Raw genomic sequence first — 21,127 nt, forward strand, 5'->3', positions numbered from 1 at the left:
GTTGGCGCAGGGGATTTGAGGGAGCTTTAACCAGCATGGTGTCGCCGAGGCGTTGGTTGCGCGCGGCCGCCGTGATCGGCGCGACCGCGATGCTGCTGGCCTCCAGCTGCACCTGGCAGCTCAGCCTGTTCATTCCCGACGGCGTCCCGCCGCCGGCCGGGGCGCCCGTGCCGCCGGTGGACACCCACGCCAGTGGGCGGCCCGCGGATCAGCTGCGGGCGTGGGCCGAACAGCGCTCGGCGACCTTGGAGATCCCGGTGATCGCGCTGGAGGCCTACGCGTACGCCGCCCGGGTCGCCCAGGTCGAAAACCCGAAGTGCCACATCGCGTGGACCACGCTGGCGGGCATCGGGCAGGTCGAGAGCCACCACGGCACCTACCGCGGCGCGCGGCTGGCGCCCAACGGCGATGTCAGCCCCCCGATCCGCGGCGTCCGCCTGGACGGCAGCGGCGGCACGCTGCGCATCGTCGACAGCGAGGAAGAGGTGGCCGACGACGACGGGGTGGTGCGGGCCATGGGGCCGATGCAGTTCATCCCCGAGACCTGGCGGCTGTACGGCGTCGACGCCCACAACGACGGCCGCGTCAGCCCGGACAACATCGACGACGCGGCGCTCGCGGCGGCCGGTTACCTGTGTTGGCGCGGTAAGGATCTGGCAACGCCCCGCGGCTGGATCACCGCGCTGCGGGCCTACAACAACTCCGGCGTCTACGCGCGCGCGGTGCGCGACTGGGCGACCGCCTACGCGGCGGGTCACCCGCTGTAGCAGGATGTATCAGGCTTTACGCTATCGGCGGCGAGGCCGGCACCAGCTACGAACACAAGGAGAAACCCAGTGCCGATTATCGAGCAGGTCGGGGCCCGCGAAATCCTCGATTCCCGCGGCAACCCGACGGTCGAGGTCGAGATCGCCCTGATCGACGGCACGTTTGCCCGCGCGGCCGTGCCGTCCGGCGCGTCGACCGGCGAGCACGAGGCCGTCGAGTTGCGCGACGGCGGTGAGCGTTACGGCGGCAAAGGCGTGCGCAAGGCCGTCGAGGCCGTCCTGGACGAGATCGGCCCGGCGGTGATCGGGCTCAACGCTGACGACCAGCGGTTGGTGGATCAGGCGCTGGTCGACCTCGACGGCACCCCCGACAAGTCCCGCCTGGGCGGCAACGCGATCCTGGGCGTGTCGCTGGCCGTCGCCAAGGCCGCCGCCGATTCCGCCGAACTGCCGCTGTTCCGCTACATCGGCGGCCCCAACGCGCACATCCTGCCGGTGCCGATGATGAACATCCTCAACGGCGGCGCGCACGCCGACACCGCCGTCGACATCCAGGAGTTCATGGTGGCGCCGATCGGCGCCCCGAGCTTCGGTGAGGCGCTGCGCTGGGGCGCCGAGGTGTACCACTCGCTCAAGTCCGTGCTGAAGAAGGAGGGCCTGAGCACCGGGCTGGGGGACGAGGGCGGCTTCGCGCCCGACGTGGCCGGCACCACCGCGGCGCTGGACCTGATCGGGCGGGCCATCGAGTCGGCCGGTTTCAAGCTGGGCGTCGACGTGGCGCTGGCGCTGGACGCGGCGGCCACCGAGTTCTACACCGACGGCACCGGATACACCTTCGAGGGCAGCACCCGCAGCGCCGAGCAGATGGCCGAGTTCTACGGCGGGCTGCTCGACTCCTATCCGCTGGTGTCCATCGAAGACCCACTGTCCGAAGACGATTGGGACGGCTGGGCGGCCCTGACGGCATCGATCGGTGACCGCGTGCAGATCGTCGGCGACGACATCTTCGTCACCAATCCCGAGCGCCTCGAGGAAGGCATCGAGAAGGGCGTCGCAAATGCGTTGCTGGTCAAGGTGAATCAGATCGGCACGCTCACCGAGACGCTCGACGCCGTCGCGCTCGCGCACCACAGCGGCTACCGCACGATGATGAGCCATCGCAGCGGCGAGACCGAGGACACCACGATCGCCGACCTGGCCGTGGCGGTCGGCAGCGGGCAGATCAAGACCGGTGCGCCTGCCCGCAGCGAGCGCGTCGCCAAGTACAACCAGCTGCTGCGGATCGAAGAGGCGCTGGGCGACGCCGCCCGATACGCCGGCGATCTGGCCTTCCCGCGCTACGCGCCGGAGGCCAAATAGCTTGCCCGCCAAGCCGGATCCGAAACGGCGCTCCCCGGCATCGCGCCCGGGGAAGGCCGGGGATCCGGTTCGGCGCCGCCGTACGGCGAAGCCGTCATCCAAGCCGTCCCAAACCGCGAAGCAGGCCAGCCCGCGTTCGGTCTACGAGCATGTGGTCGAGCCCATCAAGCGCCAGGTCGCCGAGTCCGTCGAGCAGCGGTCCGAGCAGCGGCTCGGCTTCACGGCGCGGCGCGCGGCGGTGCTCGCCGCGGTCGTGTGCGTCCTGACCCTGACCATCGCCGGCCCGGTGCGCACCTACTTCGCGCAGCGCACCGAGATGAATCAGCTGACGGCAAGCGAAGCCGCGCTGCGCCGTCAAATCGCCGACCTCGAGCAGCGAAAGGCCAAACTCGGGGACCCGGCCTACATCGCGGCGCAGGCCCGCGAACGGCTCGGGTTCGTGAAACCGGGTGACATCCCCTTCCAGGTTCAGCTTCCGCCGACGGCGGCTCCCAGCGAGCCGGCGGGTCAGGCGGCGAAACCGGCCAGCACCGATCCCTGGTACACGTCGCTGTGGCACACCATCGCCGACGCACCGCACCTGCCGCCGGCCACTGTGCCCCCGCCCGAACCCAACCCCACGACGCCCGGTGGTTGATCGTGCCGACCTGGAGGCCGTGGCGCGTCAACTCGGGCGTGAGCCGCGCGGCGTGCTCGAGGTCGCCTATCGCTGCCCCAACGGTGAGCCCGGCGTGGTGAAGACCGCGCCGAAACTTCCTGACGGAACGCCCTTTCCGACGTTGTACTACCTGACCCATCCGGTGCTGACCGCGGCCGCGAGCCGGCTGGAGACAACGGGATTGATGCGCGAGATGTCCGAACGGCTGCGTCGGGCCCCCGAATTGGCGGCCGCGTATCGACGGGCGCACGAGTCATATCTGGCCGAGCGCGACGCGATCGAGCCGCTGGGGACGACGTTCTCCGGCGGCGGAATGCCGGATCGGGTGAAGTGTTTGCACGTGCTGATCGCGCACTCGCTGGCCAAGGGGCCCGGCTGCAATCCGCTCGGCGACGAGGCGCTGGCGATCCTGGCGCCCGAGCCCGCGATGGCCGGCATCCTGGTGGCGGGCCAATGGTGAGCAGGTTCGCCGGAATCGACTGTGGCACGAACTCGATTCGGTTGCTGATCGCCGACGTGCGCGACGGCCGGCTGCGCGATGTGCACCGGGAGACGCGGATCGTGCGGCTGGGCCAGGGTGTCGATGCCACGGGTCAGTTCGCGGCGGAGGCGATCGCCCGAACCCGCGATGCGCTGGCCGACTACGCCGCCCTGCTGCGGCGGCACGGGGTCGAGCGGGTGCGGATGGTGGCCACGTCGGCCGCTCGCGACGTCGCGAATCGTGATGACTTCTTTGCGATGACGGCCGAGGTGCTGGGCGCCGTCGTGCCCGGCGCGGTGGCGGAGGTGATCAGCGGCGCCGAAGAGGCCGCCCTGTCGTTCCGCGGTGCCGTTGGTGAATTAGACCCTGCCACAGGTCCTTTCGTCGTCGTCGACCTGGGCGGAGGCTCCACCGAGATCGTGCTCGGCGGGGACGTCGTGGTGGCGAGCTACTCGGCCGACATCGGTTGCGTCCGACTGACCGAGCGCTGTTTGCATTCCGACCCGCCGACACCCGAGGAGGTGGCGGCGGCCCGCGCCGTGGTGCGCGAGCGGCTCGACGTCGCGCTGGGGGTGGTGCCCGTTCAGGGGGCGCGGACCTGGGTCGGGCTGGCCGGGACGATGACCACGCTGTCCGCGCTGGCCCACAACATGACGACGTATGACTCTGCGGCCATTCACCTTTCGCGCGTTCCCGGCGGCGACCTGCTGGCGGTGTGCGAGCGGCTGATCGCCATGCCGCGCGCCGAGCGCGCCGCGTTGCCGCCGATGCACGAGGGACGGGCCGATGTAATCGGCGGGGGCGCGATCGTGGTCGAGGAGTTGGCGCGCGAGCTGCGCGCCCGCGCCGGCATCGACGAATTGACCGTCAGCGAGCACGACATCCTGGACGGCATCGTGCTGTCGATCGCGGGGTGAGTCAGGGGTCGACTGTTTGCCCGGGTCGCAGCGACAACTGACGGGACGAATCCGACCGGGTTCACCAGAGTAGTAACACCGGCCACACCAGTCCCTAGCCGGAGGACTCGACGTTTTGCCCACCTCATAGCGACAATCGCCGGATGTCAGACCGGTATGCCAAGGTGCGGCCATGAAGCTCCAAGGAATCGAACTGCGTTACGTGCTGACGACGCATCTCGCCCACAACGGGCGAGCGACCATCGGCGAATTGATCGAAGCCCTTACCCGGCAGGGCTTTCACGTCAGCGGCAGGCCATCAAAAGTCATCTCGGACGCCCTGCGTTGGGAAGTCGCGCGAGACCGAGTCCGTCGCGTCGGTTGGGGAAAGTATGGGCCCGGGTCCATCCCGCGGTCCACCGAATACCGCATTCACCAGCGCGTGCTGGCTCTGCGGGAGGCGGCGAAATTGTCGCTCTGAGGCGGGCGAAGAGTCGAATGCTCCCGGGGCGGAGGTGAAAGTGACGGATGTGACTCGTGGACGGACCCAAAGGACTCACGCCTCGAAGCGGTACCCCATGCCCGATTCGGTCAGCAAGTGCTTGGGCTGCGACGGATCGTCCTCGAGCTTACGCCGCAGTTGCGCCAAATACACTCGAAGATAATGTGTTTCGGTGGCATAGGCCGGCCCCCACACCTCTTTGAGCAGCTCCTCGCGCCCCACCAGCTTGCCCCGGTTGCGCACCAGCACCTCGAGCATTCCCCACTCGGTGGGGGTGAGGTGAACTTCCGCGCCGTTCTTGGTGACCTTCTTGGCGGCCAGGTCGACGGTGAAGGCGTCCGTCTCGACCACCGGCTGCTCCAGCTCGGACGCCGCGGTGTTGCGGCGGATCGCCGCGCGCAGCCGGGCCAGAAACTCGTCCATGCCAAAGGGTTTCGTGACGTAGTCGTCCGCCCCCGCATCGAGGGCCTCGACCTTGTCCGACGAATCCGTGCGCGCCGAAAGGACGATCACCGGGGCGGTGAGCCAGCCCCGCAGGCCGGCCAGCACATCGATGCCGGAGATGTCGGGCAAACCCAGGTCGAGAATCACCACGTCGGGCTTGTGCTCGGCGGCGGCGCGCAGCGCGCCGGCTCCCGTCGACGCGGTGATCACCTCGTAGCCCCGCACCGACAGATTGATGCGCAGCGCACGCAAAATCTGCGGCTCGTCGTCGATCACCAACACGCGCGTCATTGCGCACCAATCGGTTCCGGCGCCGGCAGCTCCACCATCACCGTGAGCCCGCCGCCGGGGGTGTCACCCGCGGTGATGGTGCCGCCCATGGCTTCGACGAAGCCGCGCGCTACCGACATGCCTAAACCGACCCCCGTGGTGTTGTCGTGATCGCCGAGGCGCTGGAACGCCTCGAAGATCTGCTCCTCGGTCCCGTGTGGGATGCCGGGCCCCTCGTCGATGACGTTGATCAGCACACGGTCACCCACCCGCCCCGCGTTGACCCGAACGACGCAGTTGGGCGCGTACCGCAGCGCGTTGTCAATCAGATTGGCAAGGACCCGTTCCAAGAGACCGGCATCGGCCAGCACCACAGCGTCGCCGACGTCCACCTTCACCCGGTCGATGGCGGACCGATAGAAACCGGTGGCGCCCTTGCCGATACTGATCAGCGCACGCTGCACCGTTTCCTCGAGATACACGCGGCGCAGGTCCGGGCGCACCACGCCGGCGGCGAGGCGCGACGAATCGAGCAGGTTTCCCACCAGCGCGGTCAGCTGGTCGATCGACTCCTCGATGGTCGCCAGCAATTCCGCCGTGTCCGCGGGCGAGAACGCGACGTCCTCGGCGCGCAGGCTGGACACCGCGACCTTGGCCGCCGCGAGCGGCGTCCGCAGGTCGTGGCTGACCGCCGACAGCAGGGAGCGCCGCAGCTCGTCGGCGCGCACGATCGCCTCGGCCCGGCTGGCTTCCTCGGCCAGCTCGCGCTGCCGGACCAGGCCCGCGGCCTGCTTGGCCACCGCGCCCAGCACCCGACGGTCGCGCGCCGACAGTTTCCTGCCCGCCAACAACATCCAGAACTCGTCGTCGCCGACCTCAATCGCGCTGTCGGCCGAATCGACGGTGACACACGGGTCCCGGCCAACACAGGCGACCACCTCGGCCCGCTTTCCACCGGCGCGTTCCTCCTCGCTGGGCTCGCGCAGCATGCTGACCGCGCGCTGCGAGTAGGTCTCGCGCACGCGCTCGAGCAGCGTTTCGAGGTCGGCCCCGCGCAGCACCGAGCCCGCGAACAGCGTCAGCAACTCGGCCTCTTGCGAGGCGCGGCGGGCCTCCCGGGTGCGTTTGGCCGCTCCGTCGACCAGCACGGCGACGGCGACCGCGATCATCAGCAACACCAACTCGGTGACCGCCGCGTTGGGCTCGGCGATGGTAAAGCTGTACCGGGGAGCGGTCAGAAAGTAGTTCAGTAGTAGCCCGGACAGCACCGCCGAAAGGACCGCCGGCGCAACACCTCCCAGCAGGCCCACCAGCAGAACGCCGATGAAGAACAGCGCACTCTCACCGGCGGTTTGCAGATACGGGTCGAGAACGGTCACCGCGACCGCACATATGGCGGATGGCACGATGACGGCCGCCAGCCACGACGCCACGCGTCGTTCGTTGGGGGAGATCGACGCCGCCCGGAAGCCACGCTTGGACTCCTCATGGGTGACCAGGTGCACGTCGATCTTCGCCGACCGCTCGACGATCGTCGCGCCGATGCCCTCCTCGAAGATGCGCGCCCACCGCGATCGCCGGGAGGTGCCGATGACGAGCTGAGTGGCGTTCATCTCGCGAGCGAAATCGAGTAGGGCCGTGGGCACATCGTCGCCGACCACGGTGTGCAGCGAAGCGTCGAGGCTGCTCGCCAGCTCACGGATCTTGGCCATCCGTGCCTCCGAGAGGCCGGCCAGCCCGTCACCGCGGATGACGTGCACCACCATCAGCTCGGCGCTGGACTTCGACGCGATCCGGGATGCGCGCCGCACCAGCGTCTCCGACTCCGGGCCGCCGGTGACGGCCACCACCACGCGCTCGCGGGCCTCCCATATTTCGGTGATCTTGTTCTCGGCGCGGTATTTGGCCAGCGCGGTGTCGACCTGATCGGCGAGCCAGAGCAGCGCCAGTTCCCTTAGCGCGGTGAGGTTCCCACGGCGAAAGTAGTTCGACAGTGCCGCGTCGATCCGCTCGGGCGCATACACGTTTCCATGAGATAGCCTGCGGCGCAACGCCTCCGGCGTGATGTCGATGAGCTCGACCTGCGACGCCTGCCGCACGATGGAATCCGGGATGGTCTCTTTCTGCTCGATGCCGGTGATCGCAGCGACGACGTCGTTGAGGCTTTCCAGGTGCTGGACGTTGACCGTGGAAATCACCGTGATCCCGGCGTCCAGCAGTTCCTCGACGTCCTGCCAGCGCTTGGCGTTCTTGCTGCCCGGAGTGTTGGTGTGGGCGAGCTCGTCGACGAGGACCACCTGCGGTTTGCGGGCAAGCACGGCCGGCACGTCGAGTTCGGCGAAGGTGCTGCCGCGGTATTCGATGAAGCGCGGCGGGACGAACTCGATGCCCTCAAGCAGCTCAGCGGTTTTCGCCCTGCCGTGGGTCTCGATCACGCCGGCCACCAAGTCCGTGCCGCGCTCCAGGCGACGATGTGCCTCGCCGAGCATCGCATACGTCTTGCCGACGCCCGGAGCCGAACCGAGATAGATCCGCAGCTCGCCGCGTTTCGGACGGTGGTCAACGGCAGTCACGTCAACCATCATCCACCCATCGCGCTAGCTCGAGACTGGATATTGGTGATCGAGTTGCAGGTTGAGCTGCAACACGTTGACGCACGGTTCACCGAAAAACCCAAGAGTGCGGCCGCTGGTGTATTGGGCTACGACCGCGCGTATCTGATCGGGCCTGACGTGCCGGGCCTTCGCCACCCTGCCGACCTGGATGTTGGCGTATGCCGGTGAGATGTTCGGGTCGAGGCCGCTGCCGCTGGCCGTGACGGCGTCCGCTGGCACGGCGGGGTCGGCGGGTGCGGCGCCCCGGATGGGCACGATCTGGCCGATCGTGTAGTCCTCCCCGTACTTTGCGCACTGCACCCGTACGCCCTCGAAACTGTTCAGGAAAGGCGTTGAGGTCGTCTGGCATGGCTCGTTGACGCTGATCACCTGGGTGGGGTGGGTGACGTTTCCGCGGGTGTCGCGCGGCCCGATCACCGACAACACGGCGCCCACACCGCCGCCTGTGCAGAACGGACGAGACCCGTCCACATCTTCCAGCTGGCCCACCGCCGCGCTGCGCGAACACACGGTCGTCAGCAGGCCCGGTTTGAAGCCCGCATCGGACGCGGACTTGCCGGCCGCCAATTGGGCCGGGTCAGCGGGGGTGTCGACGATGCTTTCCGGGCCCAGGTTGCTTGCGCTGGTTGACGTCGGGTCGTAACCGTTGCCGGCTGCCGAGGGGCGGCTCTGGAAGTACTGCGGCAGCGCGTTTCCGGCCTTGTCGGTGAACAGCTGGCCGATCAGCCGGCTGCCGACCGGCTTGCCGTTGGCGGTGAGGATTGACCCTTCGGCCTTGTCGTGGAGTCCCGGTATCTGCGCCACCAGCCAGATAAGCAGCGGGTAGGCGAGACCAGTGACAACCGTCAGCACGAGAAGCGCGCGAAAGGCCGCCCAGTGCACGCGGACGAAATTGGAAAACTTCATGTCAGGACATCCCGGGGACGAATTGAATGATGAGGTCGATTGCCTTGATTCCGATGAACGGCGCTACGATGCCGCCGAGGCCGTAGATGTAAAGATTGCGGCTCAACAACTTTGACGCGCTGCTCGGCGTGTATCGGACACCGCGCAGTGACAACGGGATCAGCGCTACGATGACGACCGCGTTGAAGATCACCGCCGACAAAATCGCCGACTGGGGGCTGTGCAGCCGCATGATGTTGATCATGTCGAGCCCAGGGAACAGGGCGACGAACATGGCCGGAATGATCGCGAAGTACTTTGCGATGTCGTTGGCGATCGAGAAGGTGGTCAGCGCGCCGCGGGTGATCAGCAGCTGCTTGCCGATCTCGACTATCTCGATGAGCTTGGTCGGATCGGAGTCGAGGTCCACCATGTTGCCGGCCTCTTTGGCCGCCGATGTGCCGGTGTTCATCGCTACGCCCACATCGGCCTGTGCCAGTGCCGGTGCGTCGTTGGTGCCATCGCCGGTCATCGCGACCAGCTTGCCGCCTTCCTGCTCCCGCTTGATCAGCGCGAGCTTGTCCTCGGGCGTGGCCTCGGCGAGGAAGTCGTCCACGCCGGCCTCATCGGCAATCGCCTTGGCGGTCAACGGGTTATCGCCGGTGATCATCACCGTCCGGATGCCCATCTTGCGCATCTCGTCGAATCGGTCGCGCATGCCCTGTTTGACGACGTCCTTGAGGTGAATGACGCCCAGCACCGCCGCCTCGCCGTCGCGACTCTCGCCGACAACCAGTGGGGTACCGCCGGCGGCCGAAATGCCGTCGACGATCTCGCCGAGCTGGTGGGGCACCTTGCCGCCCTGGCTGCGTACCCATTCGGACACCGAACTGGCCGCGCCCTTGCGCAGCAGGTGCCCGTCGAGGTCCACGCCGGACATGCGGGTGGCGGCCGAGAAGGCCACCCATTGGGCTTGTGAAAGTTCGCCAGGTGTCCGTGCGCGCAGCCCGAAGTGTTGCTTGGCGTAGACGACGATCGAGCGTCCCTCTGGCGTTTCGTCGGCCAGGCTGGACAATTGCGCGGCGTCGGCGAGTTGCTCGTTGGTCACGCCGTCGAGCGGCACGAAGGCAGCGGCCTGCCGGTTGCCGAGGGTGATGGTCCCCGTCTTGTCGAGCAGCAACGTGTTGACGTCACCCGCGGCCTCGACCGCGCGTCCGGACATGGCCAGCACGTTGCGTTGCACCAGCCGGTCCATGCCGGCGATGCCGATCGCGGAGAGGAGTGCGCCGATGGTGGTCGGGATCAGGCACACCAGCAGCGACACCATGACGATACCGGTGACACCGTTTGCGTTGAGCGCCTGGGTGTCCGGGACGCCCGGGTTGTTCATCTTCGAATACATCGCGAGCGGCTGCAGGGTGGCGACCGCGAAAACGAAGATGATCGTCAACGCGGCCAACAGGATGTTGAGCGCGATCTCGTTCGGGGTCTTCTGGCGGTTGGCGCCCTCGACGAGCGCGATCATCCGGTCGATGAAGCTCTCACCGGGCTTCTGGGTAATCCGCACGACGATTCGGTCGCTCAGCACGGTGGTGCCGCCGGTCACCGCCGAGCGGTCCCCACCGGACTCCCGGATCACCGGAGCCGATTCGCCGGTGATGGCCGACTCATCCACGGAGGCAATGCCTTCGATGACGTCGCCATCGCCTGGTATCACCTGCCCGGCCTCGACCACGACAATGTCGCCCTGCTGCAGCAGCGGCGCGGCTACCTCTTCTTCCACGGCCGCCGCGCCCGGCGCCCAGTCCTTGAGCCGCCGGGCCGGGGTGTGACTCTTGGCGCGGCGCAGCGTTTCCGCCTGTGCCTTGCCGCGGCCCTCCGCGACCGCTTCGGCGAGATTGGCGAATAGCACCGTCAACCACAGCCAGGCCACGGTCAGCCAGGCGAACCAGGTGGGGTTGATGATCGCCAGAACGGTACTCCATGCGGCGCCGATCTCGACGATGAACATAACCGGGTTACGCCAAAGGGTGCGCGGGTCGAGTTTGCGTATGGCGTCCGGTGTTGAGCGCCACAGCATCTTCGGGTCAAGCAAGCCGCCCTGCACCCGTTTAATGCTTGTGTGCTCGTTCGGCTGGGTCTCCTCAGCCGTACCGATGGTAGACGCGGTCATCAGTGGATTCCTTCAGCGAGAGGGCCGAGCGCGAGCATGGGCAGGAAAGTGAGTGCAACCAAAATCAGGGTGACGCCGGCGACCATTCCGACGAATTGCGGTCGATGGGTGGGCAGAGTGCCCGCCGATACAGGAGTCATGCCTTGCTTGGCCAGCGAGCCGGCCAGAGCGAGAACGAGCACGATCGGCAGGAACCTACCGAACACCATGGCCAGACCCAGGGCGGTATTCCACCAGTTGGTGTTGACGCTGATCCCGGCGAAGGCCGACCCGTTGTTATTGGCCGCCGAGGTGAACGCGTAGAGGACCTCGGACAGCCCGTGCGGGCCGGTGTTCAGCATGCCGGCGCGTTCACCTGGCAGCGCCATTGCGATCGCGGTGCCCGTCAGCACGATCAACGGCGTTACGAGGAAATAGCTTGCGGCAAGCTTGATTTCGCGGGGATTGATCTTCTTGCCGAGGTATTCCGGCGTCCGTCCGACCATCAGCCCGGCAACGAATACGGTGATCACCGCGAGGATGAGCATGCCGTACAAGCCCGATCCGGTGCCACCGGGCGCGACCTCCCCGAGCTGCATGTTGAACATCGCGATCATGCCGCCGAGGCTGGTGTAGGAGTCATGGAACGAGTCGACGGCGCCGGTGGAGGTGAGCGTTGTTGAGTCGGCGAATACCGCCGAGTTCGCGACGCCGAACCGCTGCTCCACACCTTCCATGGCCGAGCCGATGGCCGTCGGCACCGTGCCGTGATGCTGCAGCTGGAACCACATCATGAATGTCACGCTGATCAAGTACAGCGACGCCATCACCGACGCGATCGAGTAACCCTGCTTGGTGCTGCCCACCATGCGCCCGAACGTGCGTGGCAGCGAGAAGCTGATGACCAACAGCAGGAATATCTCCAACCAGTTGGTCCACCGGGTCGGGTTCTCGAACGGGTGCGCGGAGTTCGCGTTATAGAAGCCGCCGCCGTTGGTGCCGAGCTCCTTGATGACCTCCTGGCTGGCCACCGGTCCACCGGTAATCGTCTGCGGGGTGCCGCCGAGGTTGGTGACAACCTGGTCATTCAGGTGGAAGTTCTGGATCGCTCCGCCCGCGATCAGCACGATCGCCCCCACGACCGAGATCGGCAGCAGAATGCGCAGCACCGTGCGCACCAGGTCGACCCAAAAGTTGCCCAGGTCGCCGGTGCGCCTGCGCGCGAAACCACGAACCAGGGCAATGGCCACGGCCATCCCGACGGCGGCGGAAACGAAGTTCTGCACCGCCAGGCCGGCCATCTGCACCAGGTGGCCCTGTGTCGATTCGCCGGAATAGGCCTGCCAGTTGGTATTGGTGACGAAGCTGATCGCGGTGTTCCACGCCAGTCCCGGGGTCATCTGGGTGGCCGGGTCATGCAGGTGTAGCGGAAGCTTCCCCTGCACGAGCTGGAACACGAACAGGAACAGGATGCTGATCGACGAGAACGCCAAGACGCTTCGCGCGTAGGCCCCCCACGTCTGCTCCGCGCGTGAATCGACACCGATCAGCCGATAGATCACCCGCTCGGCGGACGAGTCCTTCTCCGACGTGTACACCCGGTACATGTAGTCGCCGAACGGGACATGCACCGCCGCGAGCGCGATGACGAGAACGGCGAGAAAGATAAGCCCCGCTGTCGTTGTGCTCACTAGAACCTCTCCGGAAACAGCAAGGCGCCCGCGAGGTAGAGCGCGAGACAGATCGACAGGACCAAGCCCACGATATTTTCGTAGTTCACAGTCGCTCGACCATCTTCTGAACGAGGCCGAGCACGGCGAAAATCGCCACCGTGAGCACGATGTACACCAACACGCCCATCTTGTCTCCGTTCCGCGCCGATCGCGCGCATAGGAAAAGACCTCATCAAGTCCGCAACAGCGCAGTACTCGGAGGCAACGTCAGCTTGAAGTTAGCTGGGGCCGATCCGATAGGGCCCTTGGTTGACAGTTTCCTAACGGGCTCGCGGTGCACCTTTGCGGTATCTTTACGCACACCAGTTCGAAGTATCGTCGCCTGTCCCGCCGACGCTGCTTCGTTCATCCGCGCAACGCGTTTGCTTCCAATAAGCAACTACGGCAAGGCTTTTGAATGAAACCGAGGCGACCGGTTATGGCGTGAGCCGTTCATAGAGGACCCGCAGGGCGTCGTATCGGCGTTGCACGTCGGCGCGATCGGATTCGTCCGGAACCGATTCGAGGTTCGCACGCTCGATCATCTCCGCCTGATTCATCAGGACTTGGGCGCGCTGCTGGTCCACTGTCTGTTCCATGATCGTGGTCAGCGCGTCGAGCTGGCGGATCATCACCGCCGGCATGCCGCGCCCGGCCTGGCGGATCTTTTCGAACGCCCGCTGCACCAACCGTTCGTAACTGACCTGATCGGAGATGACGCGGATGACGCCGCGCTGGTCGCGGTGAACTTGGGTGGGACTCCATACCGGGGCGATCTTGCATAAGCAATCGCCAAGCCAGTCGACGCAAGTCAGTGCGGTGAATGTGTCGTTGACGGCCGGCGACAGTGCTCGGATGGCGATCTCGACGAGCTGATCGACGCCGAAGGCGACATCCTGCGTCAGCGTGCGATGCGGTCCGGTCGCCTGAGCGTGCGCCAAATATTGAGCTACCCGCCCGGCGGCGTCGGGGGGCCAGACGCTGGCCAATTCGCGGCCCTCGACGAGGAAGTGCCCGGGGCGATAGGGCAGCCGGATCACCGCGTCCGCCTCGGTGGCGATGCGGACCAGCGTCTGGTGACGGATGAACTGAAGGTAGCCACTTTTCGGGGTGCGAATGACGCTGCCTGAGGTTTCTATTCGGGCAAGCAGCTCGTCGAGCGAGGGGCCTTGGGCTGGCCTCCGCGTCGCGAATCGCGGCTGATCCTCGCTTTGCGCGGCGACTGCTTGGCCAAGGTCTTTGGCGATGCCGGCGATCACCTGGGGGAGCTGGATCTGGGTGGCGATGTGGTGAATGAAATAGATGAGCACCGCCAGATCGATCAGCACTAGACCGAACGCGGTCGTGATCGAGATGTGGGGGACGAACTCGCCTCTATCACCAGGTCCGATCGAAACCAGCACCACGACGCAATACACGAACGTCGCGACGAATGTTCCCAGGGTGACTTGGGTGCCGCGGTCGCGAATGAAGTTGCGAAGCATTCGCGGGCCAAACTGCGTCGACGCCAGTGTCAGCGTCACGATCGTGATGGAGAAGACGATCCCGACCACAGTCATCACAGATGCCGCAATCGAGGTCAGGATCTGACGGGCTGCGTCGGCGGTGCCGCTGATCACGAACGAAGGAGGCCGAAACCGGCCATGGTAAGCGGCTCGGTCAAATCGTAACGTCAGGCCGAAAAGCCCAAGAGCACCGATGATTACGAGCGTCGGTACCAGCCACAGATTGGTGCGCAGCTCTTCCCGCCGCCATTGTGGCCACTTCACCCCGAGGCGTGGCATCACGTCAGCGCGGCCGCCCAGCAATGAGCACCGTAGCGCTCGCCATCACGGCGGATTTATATCTGACCTGCGCCGATAATTGCAAGTGTGGTGCTCACCGGACCCGATCACACACGCCGGGCGATGCCATCCGTCGAAAAGGATCCGTAAACATTGGTGGCTCGGGCGTATGGATGCTGTTCAGATCCCAGTGGGCGCCGTGGGTCCGGCGTAGACCAAAACCATGCGTGACGCTGAAGACGAAACCGTTGAACGCGTAGTTGCCCAACCCGCCCAGGGCGTGATTTCTGGACCCGGTTGGTTGTCGCGTCTGCTCGATGGCGCCCACCCCTGGGGATCGTATGAGGCCGCGGTCAGCCGGTACGGTGTTCGGCGCTACAGCCTGATCATCTACCCGCCCGGAACCAGTACCGCCGACCGGCGGCTGGCACGGCTGTGGCGTGCTTGGCCGATTACTGCCGCCGCGCTCATGCTGCTGTGCGTCATGGTGTTCGGCAATACGATGAACTCACCAGATACCGTGCTGACAGTCGCTGCGGTCGCCTACCTGAGTGTCAGCCTGCTCCTCTTCTTTCGCGCCGGGCCCGTCCGCGTTCGAGCCAGGTCGATGTCGATCATCCTCATGCCCGACAGCGCCGACTTGCAGGAGCTGTATCGGTACACGCAATGGCGAACGCTGGTCGAAATGCTCATCAATGCCGATCGCATGTTGATGACTCGGGCCATCTCACCGGTCGAGCATGAAGCCATCTGGTGGGAAGCCTATGACAGCGCGGCGGCGATCGCGGACATCTGATGCGCTGACACGCTGCCCGAAGAACCGCCCGCGGCGGCGACCTCGCTAACCGTGTACTACTCGGGCGGCAAGGACGCGGACAGTGCGTCGGCCGCCGGGCCCAGTGCCAGGGCGGGCAGGTACTCCAGGCCGACAACGAGCAGAGTCACACCCGCGATGAGGAAGACGAACGTCGGACTGTGCGTGCGCAGCGTTCCGGCGGTGATGACGCCGGGCCGCTGGGTTGCGAAGGTTCCTGCGATAGCGAGCACGGCGATGATCGGCAGGAATCGCCCCACCACCATCGCGAGGGCGAGCGCAACGTTGTACCACGTGGTGTTGCCGGAGAATCCGGCGAAGGCACTGCCGTTGTTGGCCGCGGCACTGGTGAACGCGTAAAGCACCTCGGAGAGCCCGTGAGGGCCTGTGTTGAGCATGGAGGCGCGTTCACCCGGAAGCGCAATGGCCACTGCCGTCCCGATGAGGACCGCCACCGGGAGGGTCAAAATGTAGATGCTGATGAGCTTCATGTGGCGGGGATGGAGCCGCTGCTTGAGGTACTCAGGCGTCCGCCCGATCATCAGCCCGCCGAGAAAGACCGCGAGCAGGGTCATCATCAGCAAGCCGTACAGCCCGCTGCCCGCACCACCGGGCGCGACTTCGCCAAGCATCATGTTCAGCATCAGTACTGCTCCGCCGGCACTGGTATAGCTGTCGTAGGAGGAGTTTGCGGCGCCGTCGGCAGTAGCGGTCGCGGCCTGACCGAAGATGGCGCTGCCGGGCACACCGAAGCGGGTCTCGATGCCTTCGGTCGGCAGTCCGACAGCGTGGATAACCGTGCCGTTCGCCACGAGATCCGACGCGGTGAGCGCGGCGCCGCCGACGCCGAACAAGATTGCCGCTGCGGCAAATAGCGCCCAACCCTGTTTCTTGTCGCCGATCATCACCCCGAAGGCCCGGATGAATGCGATGGGAATTAGCAGCATCGCGACAGTTTCAACGATGTTGGTCAGTGGCGTCGGGTTCTCGAAGGGGTGGGCGCTGTTTACATTGAATGCGCCGCCGCCGTCACCGGACATCAGTTTGATCGATTCCCACGTTGCTATCGGGCCGCCCAGAATGGTCTGGCGTCCGCCGGCTATGGTCGTGATGTCTTGTGCTGCATGCACATTGTTGACCACCCCGAGCGCGAGCAAGATCAGTGTGACGACGATCGATAGCGGAATAAGGATGCGTACTACCGTTCGCACCAGGTCGACCCAGAAGTTTCCGATCTGCTCGCTGTTGTACTGCGCAAGCCCTCGGATCAACGCCACAGCGACGCACATTCCGACCGCGCAGCTGGCGAATGCCTGAACACCTAGCCCGGCCAGCAACCCAACGTGCCCCAGTGTGTTTTCACCGGGATAGTTCTGCCAGCTGGTATTGGTGACGAACGAAATTGAGGTGTTGAAAGCGAGCGCCGGCGTCATGCCGCGGTGCCCCCATGGCGCCGGCAGGCGCGTTTGCACGAGCAACAGCCCGTAAAGAAAGAGGACGCTGACAGCGGAGAATGCCAGCATCGACGTGCCGTATTTCGTCCACCGCTGCCGTTCGTCAGGCCCGGCCCCGATCAGCCGGTAGACCACCTTCTCAAATCGCCAATGGCGCGTATCGGCATAGACGCCGGCCATGTAATTGCCGAGCGGCATGTGCAGGGCCACTACGAAGACGGCAACGGCCGCGACCTGGAGCCAGGCCGTCGATACCCACTGAGAAGGATTGGTGATGGGGCTGCTCCTTCAATCCGACCCAACGCTCCATGGAAGATACGGCGGACAGGGCGGCGATATGCGATCGGTTACGCAATCGCTACGCGACGGCCGCCTTCGTTGACGAAATATTGATCGCCGTTGGGCCCGCGGTCGATGTAGCGAGACATTGCTACGAGGCGTATGCGGGCGTAAGAACTTCATCAAGGAAAGCCGCCCGCACGTGAGGAAGTTGTAAGCCTCATTGCCGACAAGTATCACCGTGTGCTGCCATGGGCCGCATGGCCCGAACCACTGTCGTCGCCCTCGCAGTGCCTTCGGTGCTGGAGCGCTACGGTTCGGGTTGGGACGACGAGCCGCCGTCGCGTAGTTGAATCATCTTCTGAACCTTGCCTTTCGGCACCCGGCGGCTCAGATCGCTCGGTCATTCGTCCGCTCAGTCCATCGTGTGGTGGCCGCAATCGGTCCCGCATATCTGAAAGCTGTTATTTGCATGAACAATTCGACGTCTCCCGCAATTCTCGTCACAGGTGCCACAGACGGCATCGGGTTCGCAACCGCCCGCCGATTCGTCGATGAGGGCGCGACCGTCTACCTGCACGCCCCGGACCGCGACAGCGGTGAAGAGGCGATGACCCGTTTGGTGAAAGACGGGGCGGAACCGCTCCGTCTGTTGCTGGTCGTTGCCGACTTCACGCGCCTCAAAGAGGTTGCCGAGTTGGGTGACACGCTCGCGGCGACCCTGCCGGCCCTGGATCTGCTGGTCAACAATGCCGCGGTCGCCGCCGCGGAGCGGCGCACCTACACCCAAGACGGCACAGAGCTGACCTTTCAGGTCAACTATCTTGCGCCCTACCTACTGACCACCAAATTGATGCCCCGGCTCGTCGCGGCTGGCGGACGAGTCCTCAACGTCTCTTCGGTGATGCACCGCGGCGGGACCATCAAGTGGACTAACCTTGCCGGCGAGCAGTATTGGCCGCTGGCGGCCTATGCGCAATCCAAGCTGGCGCTGACGATGTATACCAAGACTCTGGCCGAGGCCAGCGAGGGTTCGGTCAGCGCGTTGAGCCTTGATCCTGGAGTTTTCGACACTCGGCTGCTACCCATCTACGGCCGCGTCGGCCGGCGGGCCGAGGAGGCCGCTCCGATGTTGACCACCCTTGGATCGCATGACTATGACGTGACCAATGGTGGCTTTTACGAAGGTCTGAGGCTCGCGAAGGCTGCGGCGCTGGTTGATAACCCGCGCGCTCGCGACCGGCTGACAAAGCTCAGCGCTCACCTCGTCGATTCTGCCCTGAGCTGATCGAAACGAGACGAAGCGATGTCCAAGCGAGCCGACAAGAAGCGCGCGCGAAGGAAGAAGAAGGCCAACCACGGGAAGCGGCCTGCCTCGGGCACGCGAGGATGAACCTCACACCCTAGGGGCGCCCGGGTCCTCGATCATCGGGATCCGGACCCGGAAAACCGTTCTGCCCTCGGTGGATTCGGCGGTGACGGAGCCGTGGTGGGCCTTGACGATGGAACTGACGATGGCCAGGCCGAGCCCGGTGCCCGTGCCGTTGAGCCGCGAGTTGTCCGCCCGGGCGAACCGTTCGAACAAGCGGGGGAGAAGCTCGGGGTCGATGCCCGGTCCGTCGTCGGTGACGGTCAGTTCGACGCACGGCGCGTCGGGCCCGTCGCGGTGGCAGGTGATCCCGGTCGTGACCGTGACCCCGGGCGGGTTGTGCACCCGGGCGTTGTTGAGCAGGTTGCTCACCAGCTGGTGCAGCCGTGCGTGATCCCCGCGGACCCACACCGGTTCGTCGGGCAGGTCCTTCACCCAATGATGCGTCGGCGCGGCGACCGCCGCGTCGTTGACGGCGTTGACGACGAGCTCGGCGAGGTCGACGTCCTCGCTCTGCAGGTCTTGCCCTTCGCCCAGGCGGGACAGCAGCAACAGCTCGTCGACCAGTAGTGTCATCCGCCGCGCTTCGGACTCGATGCGGGCCAGCGCGTACTCGGTGGTCGGCGGCAACGCCGAGCTGTCCTGCCGGGTAAGTTCGGCGTATCCCTGAATCGCGGCCAGCGGCGTCCGCAGTTCGTGGCTGGCGTCGGTGATGAATTGCCGCATTCGCAGGTCGGATTCGGCGCGCTGCGCCAGCGCGCTATCGACGTTGTCCAGCAACCGGTTCAGGGTGTGGCCGACGATGCCGACCTCGTTCTGCTGGTTGGTGTCGCGGGGCCGCACCCGGACGCTGATCCGGTGGTCGTCGTCGGCGAGTGGCATGGCGGCGACTTCGGCCGCGGTGGCGGCCAGCCGGCGCAACGGGCGAAGCGTGTAGCCGACGACCCAAACGGTGAGCCCCGCGGTGACCGCCAGCGCCGCCGCGATGAGCAGGGTGGTGGTGAGCTGCTTGCGCGCGATGATTTGGTCGGCGAGGTTCAGCGACACCCCGGCAACCAGCACGTCGGGCCCATCGACGCGGCTGTCGAGCCGGTAGAACCCCAGGCTGCCAAGGTTTTCGGTCCGTGGCGGCCCGTCGGTCCACGACTGCGCTTCGATGGCGCGCACGACGTCGGCGGGCGCCGGTCGCGCCTCGGCTTCGGAGAAGACCGCCGAGCCGATGACGGTGCCGTTGTGCAGCACCACGATCAGATTTCCCGGCGTTTGATCGGTGAACTGCAGCATCGCCTGGTCCAGTGGCTTGGCGCCGTCACCAGGATTGCGTTGACTGTCACGGTATTTGGTGTACGAGTGGCCCAACGCGTCCAACGATCCGGCAACGTCCGCGTCGCTCATCGACGTGACGTAACCGCGCAGGCTCAACACGGAGACGATTCCCACCGTCATCAGCACCACGCTGACCACGGCCAGGACGCCCAACAACAACTGGCGGCGTAGCGAGCGGGGTAGCCACCCCGGAAGATCGCCGGACAAGGCGTCCCGGCGCCGGGTCATTCCGGTGGCCGCAGCATGTACCCGACACCGCGCACGGTGTGAATCATCGGTTTCCGGCCGGAGTCGATCTTCTTCCTCAGATAGGAGATGTAGAGATCCACGATGCTGGTGCGCCCGGCGAAGTCGTAGTTCCAGACGCGGTCGAGGATCTCGCTGCGGCTCAGCGCGCGCCGGGGATTGCGCATCAAGAAGCGCAGCAGCTCGAATTCGGTTGAGGAAAGCGATATCTGGGTGCCGTCGCGGGTGACGTCACGGCTGGCGGTGTCGAGGCGCAGGTCGCCGACGTTGAGGGTTTCGGCGGCCGGCGGAGTCTGCTGACCGGAACGGCGCAACAACCCGCGCAGCCGGGCGACAAGCTCTTCGAGGCTGAACGGCTTGGTCATGTAGTCGTCCGCGCCCGCGGTCAGGCCGGTGACGCGGTCCATGACCGAGTCCCGCGCGGTCAGAAAGAGCGTCGGGGTGTAGGGATCGGATTGGCGGACGCGCTCCAGAATCCGCAACCCGTCGACGTCGGGAAGCATGATGTCGAGCACCAGGACATCGGGGCTGGTCTTGTCGAACTTGGCCATGGCCTCGCGCCCGTTGTGGGCGATGTCGACGACCCAGCCCTCGTAGTGCAGCGCCATCTTCACCAGGTTGGTCAGCGCCGGCTCGTCATCGACCAGCAGAACCCTGATCGGTGAGCCGTCGGCGCGGTAGATCCGGGGCAGCTGCCCGAGGATGGCCTGGCGAGGGCGCTGACCCCCCGCGTATCCCGACATTGCGGTCATGTCCCTACATTCTGGCAACCACACATGTGACTGTCACGGACTTCATAGAGTTCTCAAATGTGAGGGCCGGGCGGGGTCGTAGCGGAGGCACTTCGCTTCCCCGTCGAATCAGTCGATTAGCCGACCCAAAGATATTGCGGGGCAGACCTATTGGTTCAACGCCAAAGGGCCCGCACACCGTGGTGTGCGGGCCCTTCGAGTGAGGACGCGGATCAGGCCCAGCTGGACCCAACGGCGCTGTCGGTGCTGGCCATGTTGCTGCCGGCGCTCTGCACCTTCTGCCCGTGGGCGTTGGCCTGCTCGTAGATCACCTGGAAGTTGCGACCCAACTGGGTGATGAACTCCTGGCAGGCCACCGAACC

The 21,127-nt window shown here is 65.8% G+C and carries 18 protein-coding genes and 2 pseudogenes; 9 read left to right on the forward strand and 11 right to left on the reverse strand.

Features of this window, described 5'->3' with window-relative positions; genetic code table 11:
- The first annotated feature begins 38 nt into the window (after positions 1-38).
- The 6 genes and pseudogenes from A5730_RS08875 to A5730_RS08900 all read left to right on the forward strand — a co-directional run.
- On the forward strand, positions 39-767 hold the full coding sequence (locus A5730_RS08875; RefSeq protein WP_156745741.1) for a lytic transglycosylase domain-containing protein: 729 nt from the start codon (positions 39-41) through the stop codon (positions 765-767).
- 69 nt (positions 768-836) lie between these two features.
- Positions 837-2,126: a phosphopyruvate hydratase gene (gene eno, locus A5730_RS08880; RefSeq protein ID WP_067898477.1), complete on the forward strand. Its 1,290-nt coding sequence runs from the start codon at positions 837-839 to the stop codon at positions 2,124-2,126.
- Position 2,127: 1 nt separating this feature from the next.
- Positions 2,128-2,763, forward strand: coding sequence for a septum formation initiator family protein (locus A5730_RS08885; protein ID WP_067898480.1), 636 nt, complete (start codon positions 2,128-2,130; stop codon positions 2,761-2,763).
- Entirely contained in the window at positions 2,756-3,244 is a 489-nt protein-coding gene (locus tag A5730_RS08890) for a DUF501 domain-containing protein (RefSeq protein ID WP_067898483.1), read from the forward strand. The genes A5730_RS08885 and A5730_RS08890 overlap by 8 nt, the downstream gene beginning before the upstream one ends.
- Positions 3,238-4,182, forward strand: a complete 945-nt coding sequence (locus tag A5730_RS08895) for a Ppx/GppA phosphatase family protein (RefSeq protein ID WP_067898485.1) — start codon at positions 3,238-3,240, stop codon at positions 4,180-4,182. Before A5730_RS08890 ends, A5730_RS08895 begins: the two co-directional genes overlap by 7 nt.
- 172 nt (positions 4,183-4,354) lie before the next feature.
- Positions 4,355-4,649, forward strand: a pseudogene (locus A5730_RS08900) (hypothetical protein); the annotation flags it as partial.
- 68 nt (positions 4,650-4,717) lie between these two features.
- Here A5730_RS08900 and A5730_RS08905 read toward each other — a convergent pair.
- The 7 genes from A5730_RS08905 to A5730_RS08935 all read right to left on the reverse strand — a co-directional run bounded on the left by A5730_RS08905 (position 4,718) and on the right by A5730_RS08935 (position 14,549).
- Positions 4,718-5,398, reverse strand: coding sequence for a response regulator (locus A5730_RS08905; RefSeq protein WP_067816166.1), 681 nt, complete (start codon positions 5,396-5,398; stop codon positions 4,718-4,720).
- A complete protein-coding gene (locus A5730_RS08910; protein ID WP_067898491.1) occupies positions 5,395-7,962 on the reverse strand; it encodes a sensor histidine kinase KdpD in 2,568 nt (855 codons plus the stop codon). The genes A5730_RS08905 and A5730_RS08910 overlap by 4 nt, the downstream gene beginning before the upstream one ends.
- A 12-nt stretch (positions 7,963-7,974) precedes the next feature.
- Positions 7,975-8,898 (reverse strand): potassium-transporting ATPase subunit C, encoded by a 924-nt coding sequence (locus tag A5730_RS08915; protein WP_067898494.1) that lies wholly within the window; start codon positions 8,896-8,898, stop codon positions 7,975-7,977.
- A gap of 1 nt (position 8,899) precedes the next feature.
- Entirely contained in the window at positions 8,900-11,050 is a 2,151-nt protein-coding gene (gene kdpB / locus A5730_RS08920) for a potassium-transporting ATPase subunit KdpB (protein WP_067898497.1), read from the reverse strand.
- The gene (gene kdpA / locus A5730_RS08925) at positions 11,050-12,720 is read right to left on the reverse strand and encodes a potassium-transporting ATPase subunit KdpA (protein WP_067898500.1); all 1,671 of its coding nucleotides are present in this window, start codon (positions 12,718-12,720) and stop codon (positions 11,050-11,052) included. Before kdpA (A5730_RS08925) ends, kdpB begins: the two co-directional genes overlap by 1 nt.
- Positions 12,720-12,935 carry a potassium-transporting ATPase subunit F gene (locus A5730_RS25405; protein ID WP_067898503.1) on the reverse strand — a complete coding sequence of 72 codons (216 nt, stop codon included), beginning with the start codon at positions 12,933-12,935 and terminating at the stop codon, positions 12,720-12,722. The genes kdpA (A5730_RS08925) and A5730_RS25405 overlap by 1 nt, the downstream gene beginning before the upstream one ends.
- Before the next feature lie 243 nt (positions 12,936-13,178).
- A complete protein-coding gene (locus tag A5730_RS08935; RefSeq protein WP_231994651.1) occupies positions 13,179-14,549 on the reverse strand; it encodes a DUF2254 domain-containing protein in 1,371 nt (456 codons plus the stop codon).
- Between the two features lie 199 nt (positions 14,550-14,748).
- Here A5730_RS08935 and A5730_RS08940 point away from each other — a divergent pair, with 199 nt between their 5' ends.
- A complete protein-coding gene (locus A5730_RS08940; protein WP_156745740.1) occupies positions 14,749-15,321 on the forward strand; it encodes a DUF6611 family protein in 573 nt (190 codons plus the stop codon).
- Between the two features lie 56 nt (positions 15,322-15,377).
- On the opposite strand, the gene kdpA (A5730_RS08945) is transcribed toward A5730_RS08940, so the two are convergent.
- Positions 15,378-17,069: a potassium-transporting ATPase subunit KdpA gene (kdpA, locus tag A5730_RS08945; RefSeq protein ID WP_082946766.1), complete on the reverse strand. Its 1,692-nt coding sequence runs from the start codon at positions 17,067-17,069 to the stop codon at positions 15,378-15,380.
- Between the two features lie 475 nt (positions 17,070-17,544).
- On the opposite strand from kdpA (A5730_RS08945), the gene A5730_RS08950 reads away from it, so the two are divergent.
- Both A5730_RS08950 and A5730_RS25410 read left to right on the forward strand, forming a co-directional pair.
- Positions 17,545-18,360, forward strand: coding sequence for an SDR family NAD(P)-dependent oxidoreductase (locus A5730_RS08950; RefSeq protein WP_067898511.1), 816 nt, complete (start codon positions 17,545-17,547; stop codon positions 18,358-18,360).
- A gap of 18 nt (positions 18,361-18,378) precedes the next feature.
- The gene (locus tag A5730_RS25410) at positions 18,379-18,465 is read left to right on the forward strand and encodes a 50S ribosomal protein bL37 (protein WP_369829865.1); all 87 of its coding nucleotides are present in this window, start codon (positions 18,379-18,381) and stop codon (positions 18,463-18,465) included.
- Between the two features lie 3 nt (positions 18,466-18,468).
- Here A5730_RS25410 and A5730_RS08955 read toward each other — a convergent pair whose 3' ends face one another.
- The 3 genes and pseudogenes from A5730_RS08955 to A5730_RS08965 all read right to left on the reverse strand — a co-directional run.
- Entirely contained in the window at positions 18,469-19,995 is a 1,527-nt protein-coding gene (locus tag A5730_RS08955) for a cell wall metabolism sensor histidine kinase WalK (RefSeq protein ID WP_067898514.1), read from the reverse strand.
- The gene (locus A5730_RS08960; protein WP_067898517.1) at positions 19,992-20,765 is read right to left on the reverse strand and encodes a response regulator transcription factor; all 774 of its coding nucleotides are present in this window, start codon (positions 20,763-20,765) and stop codon (positions 19,992-19,994) included. Before A5730_RS08960 ends, A5730_RS08955 begins: the two co-directional genes overlap by 4 nt.
- A gap of 212 nt (positions 20,766-20,977) precedes the next feature.
- Positions 20,978-21,127, reverse strand: a pseudogene (locus A5730_RS08965) (type VII secretion protein EsxI); the annotation flags it as partial.

The sequence above is a fragment of the Mycobacterium sp. ACS4054 genome, assembly GCF_001667275.1.
Classification (GTDB): domain Bacteria; phylum Actinomycetota; class Actinomycetes; order Mycobacteriales; family Mycobacteriaceae; genus Mycobacterium.

Bases quoted from the DNA above. Each gene is read 5' to 3' on its own strand.
- A5730_RS08895 (WP_067898485.1), top strand. From the start codon at position 3,238: ATGGTGAGCAGGTTCGCCGGAATCGACTGTGGCACGAACTCGATTCGG.
- A5730_RS08905 (WP_067816166.1), bottom strand. From the start codon at position 5,398: ATGACGCGCGTGTTGGTGATCGACGACGAGCCGCAGATTTTGCGTGCG.
- A5730_RS08910 (WP_067898491.1), bottom strand. From the start codon at position 7,962: ATGATGGTTGACGTGACTGCCGTTGACCACCGTCCGAAACGCGGCGAG.
- A5730_RS08915 (WP_067898494.1), bottom strand. From the start codon at position 8,898: ATGAAGTTTTCCAATTTCGTCCGCGTGCACTGGGCGGCCTTTCGCGCG.
- kdpB (WP_067898497.1), bottom strand. From the start codon at position 11,050: ATGACCGCGTCTACCATCGGTACGGCTGAGGAGACCCAGCCGAACGAG.
- A5730_RS25405 (WP_067898503.1), bottom strand. From the start codon at position 12,935: ATGAGGTCTTTTCCTATGCGCGCGATCGGCGCGGAACGGAGACAAGAT.
- A5730_RS08940 (WP_156745740.1), top strand. From the start codon at position 14,749: ATGCGTGACGCTGAAGACGAAACCGTTGAACGCGTAGTTGCCCAACCC.
- A5730_RS08950 (WP_067898511.1), top strand. From the start codon at position 17,545: ATGAACAATTCGACGTCTCCCGCAATTCTCGTCACAGGTGCCACAGAC.
- A5730_RS25410 (WP_369829865.1), top strand. From the start codon at position 18,379: ATGTCCAAGCGAGCCGACAAGAAGCGCGCGCGAAGGAAGAAGAAGGCC.
- A5730_RS08955 (WP_067898514.1), bottom strand. From the start codon at position 19,995: ATGACCCGGCGCCGGGACGCCTTGTCCGGCGATCTTCCGGGGTGGCTA.
- A5730_RS08960 (WP_067898517.1), bottom strand. From the start codon at position 20,765: ATGACCGCAATGTCGGGATACGCGGGGGGTCAGCGCCCTCGCCAGGCC.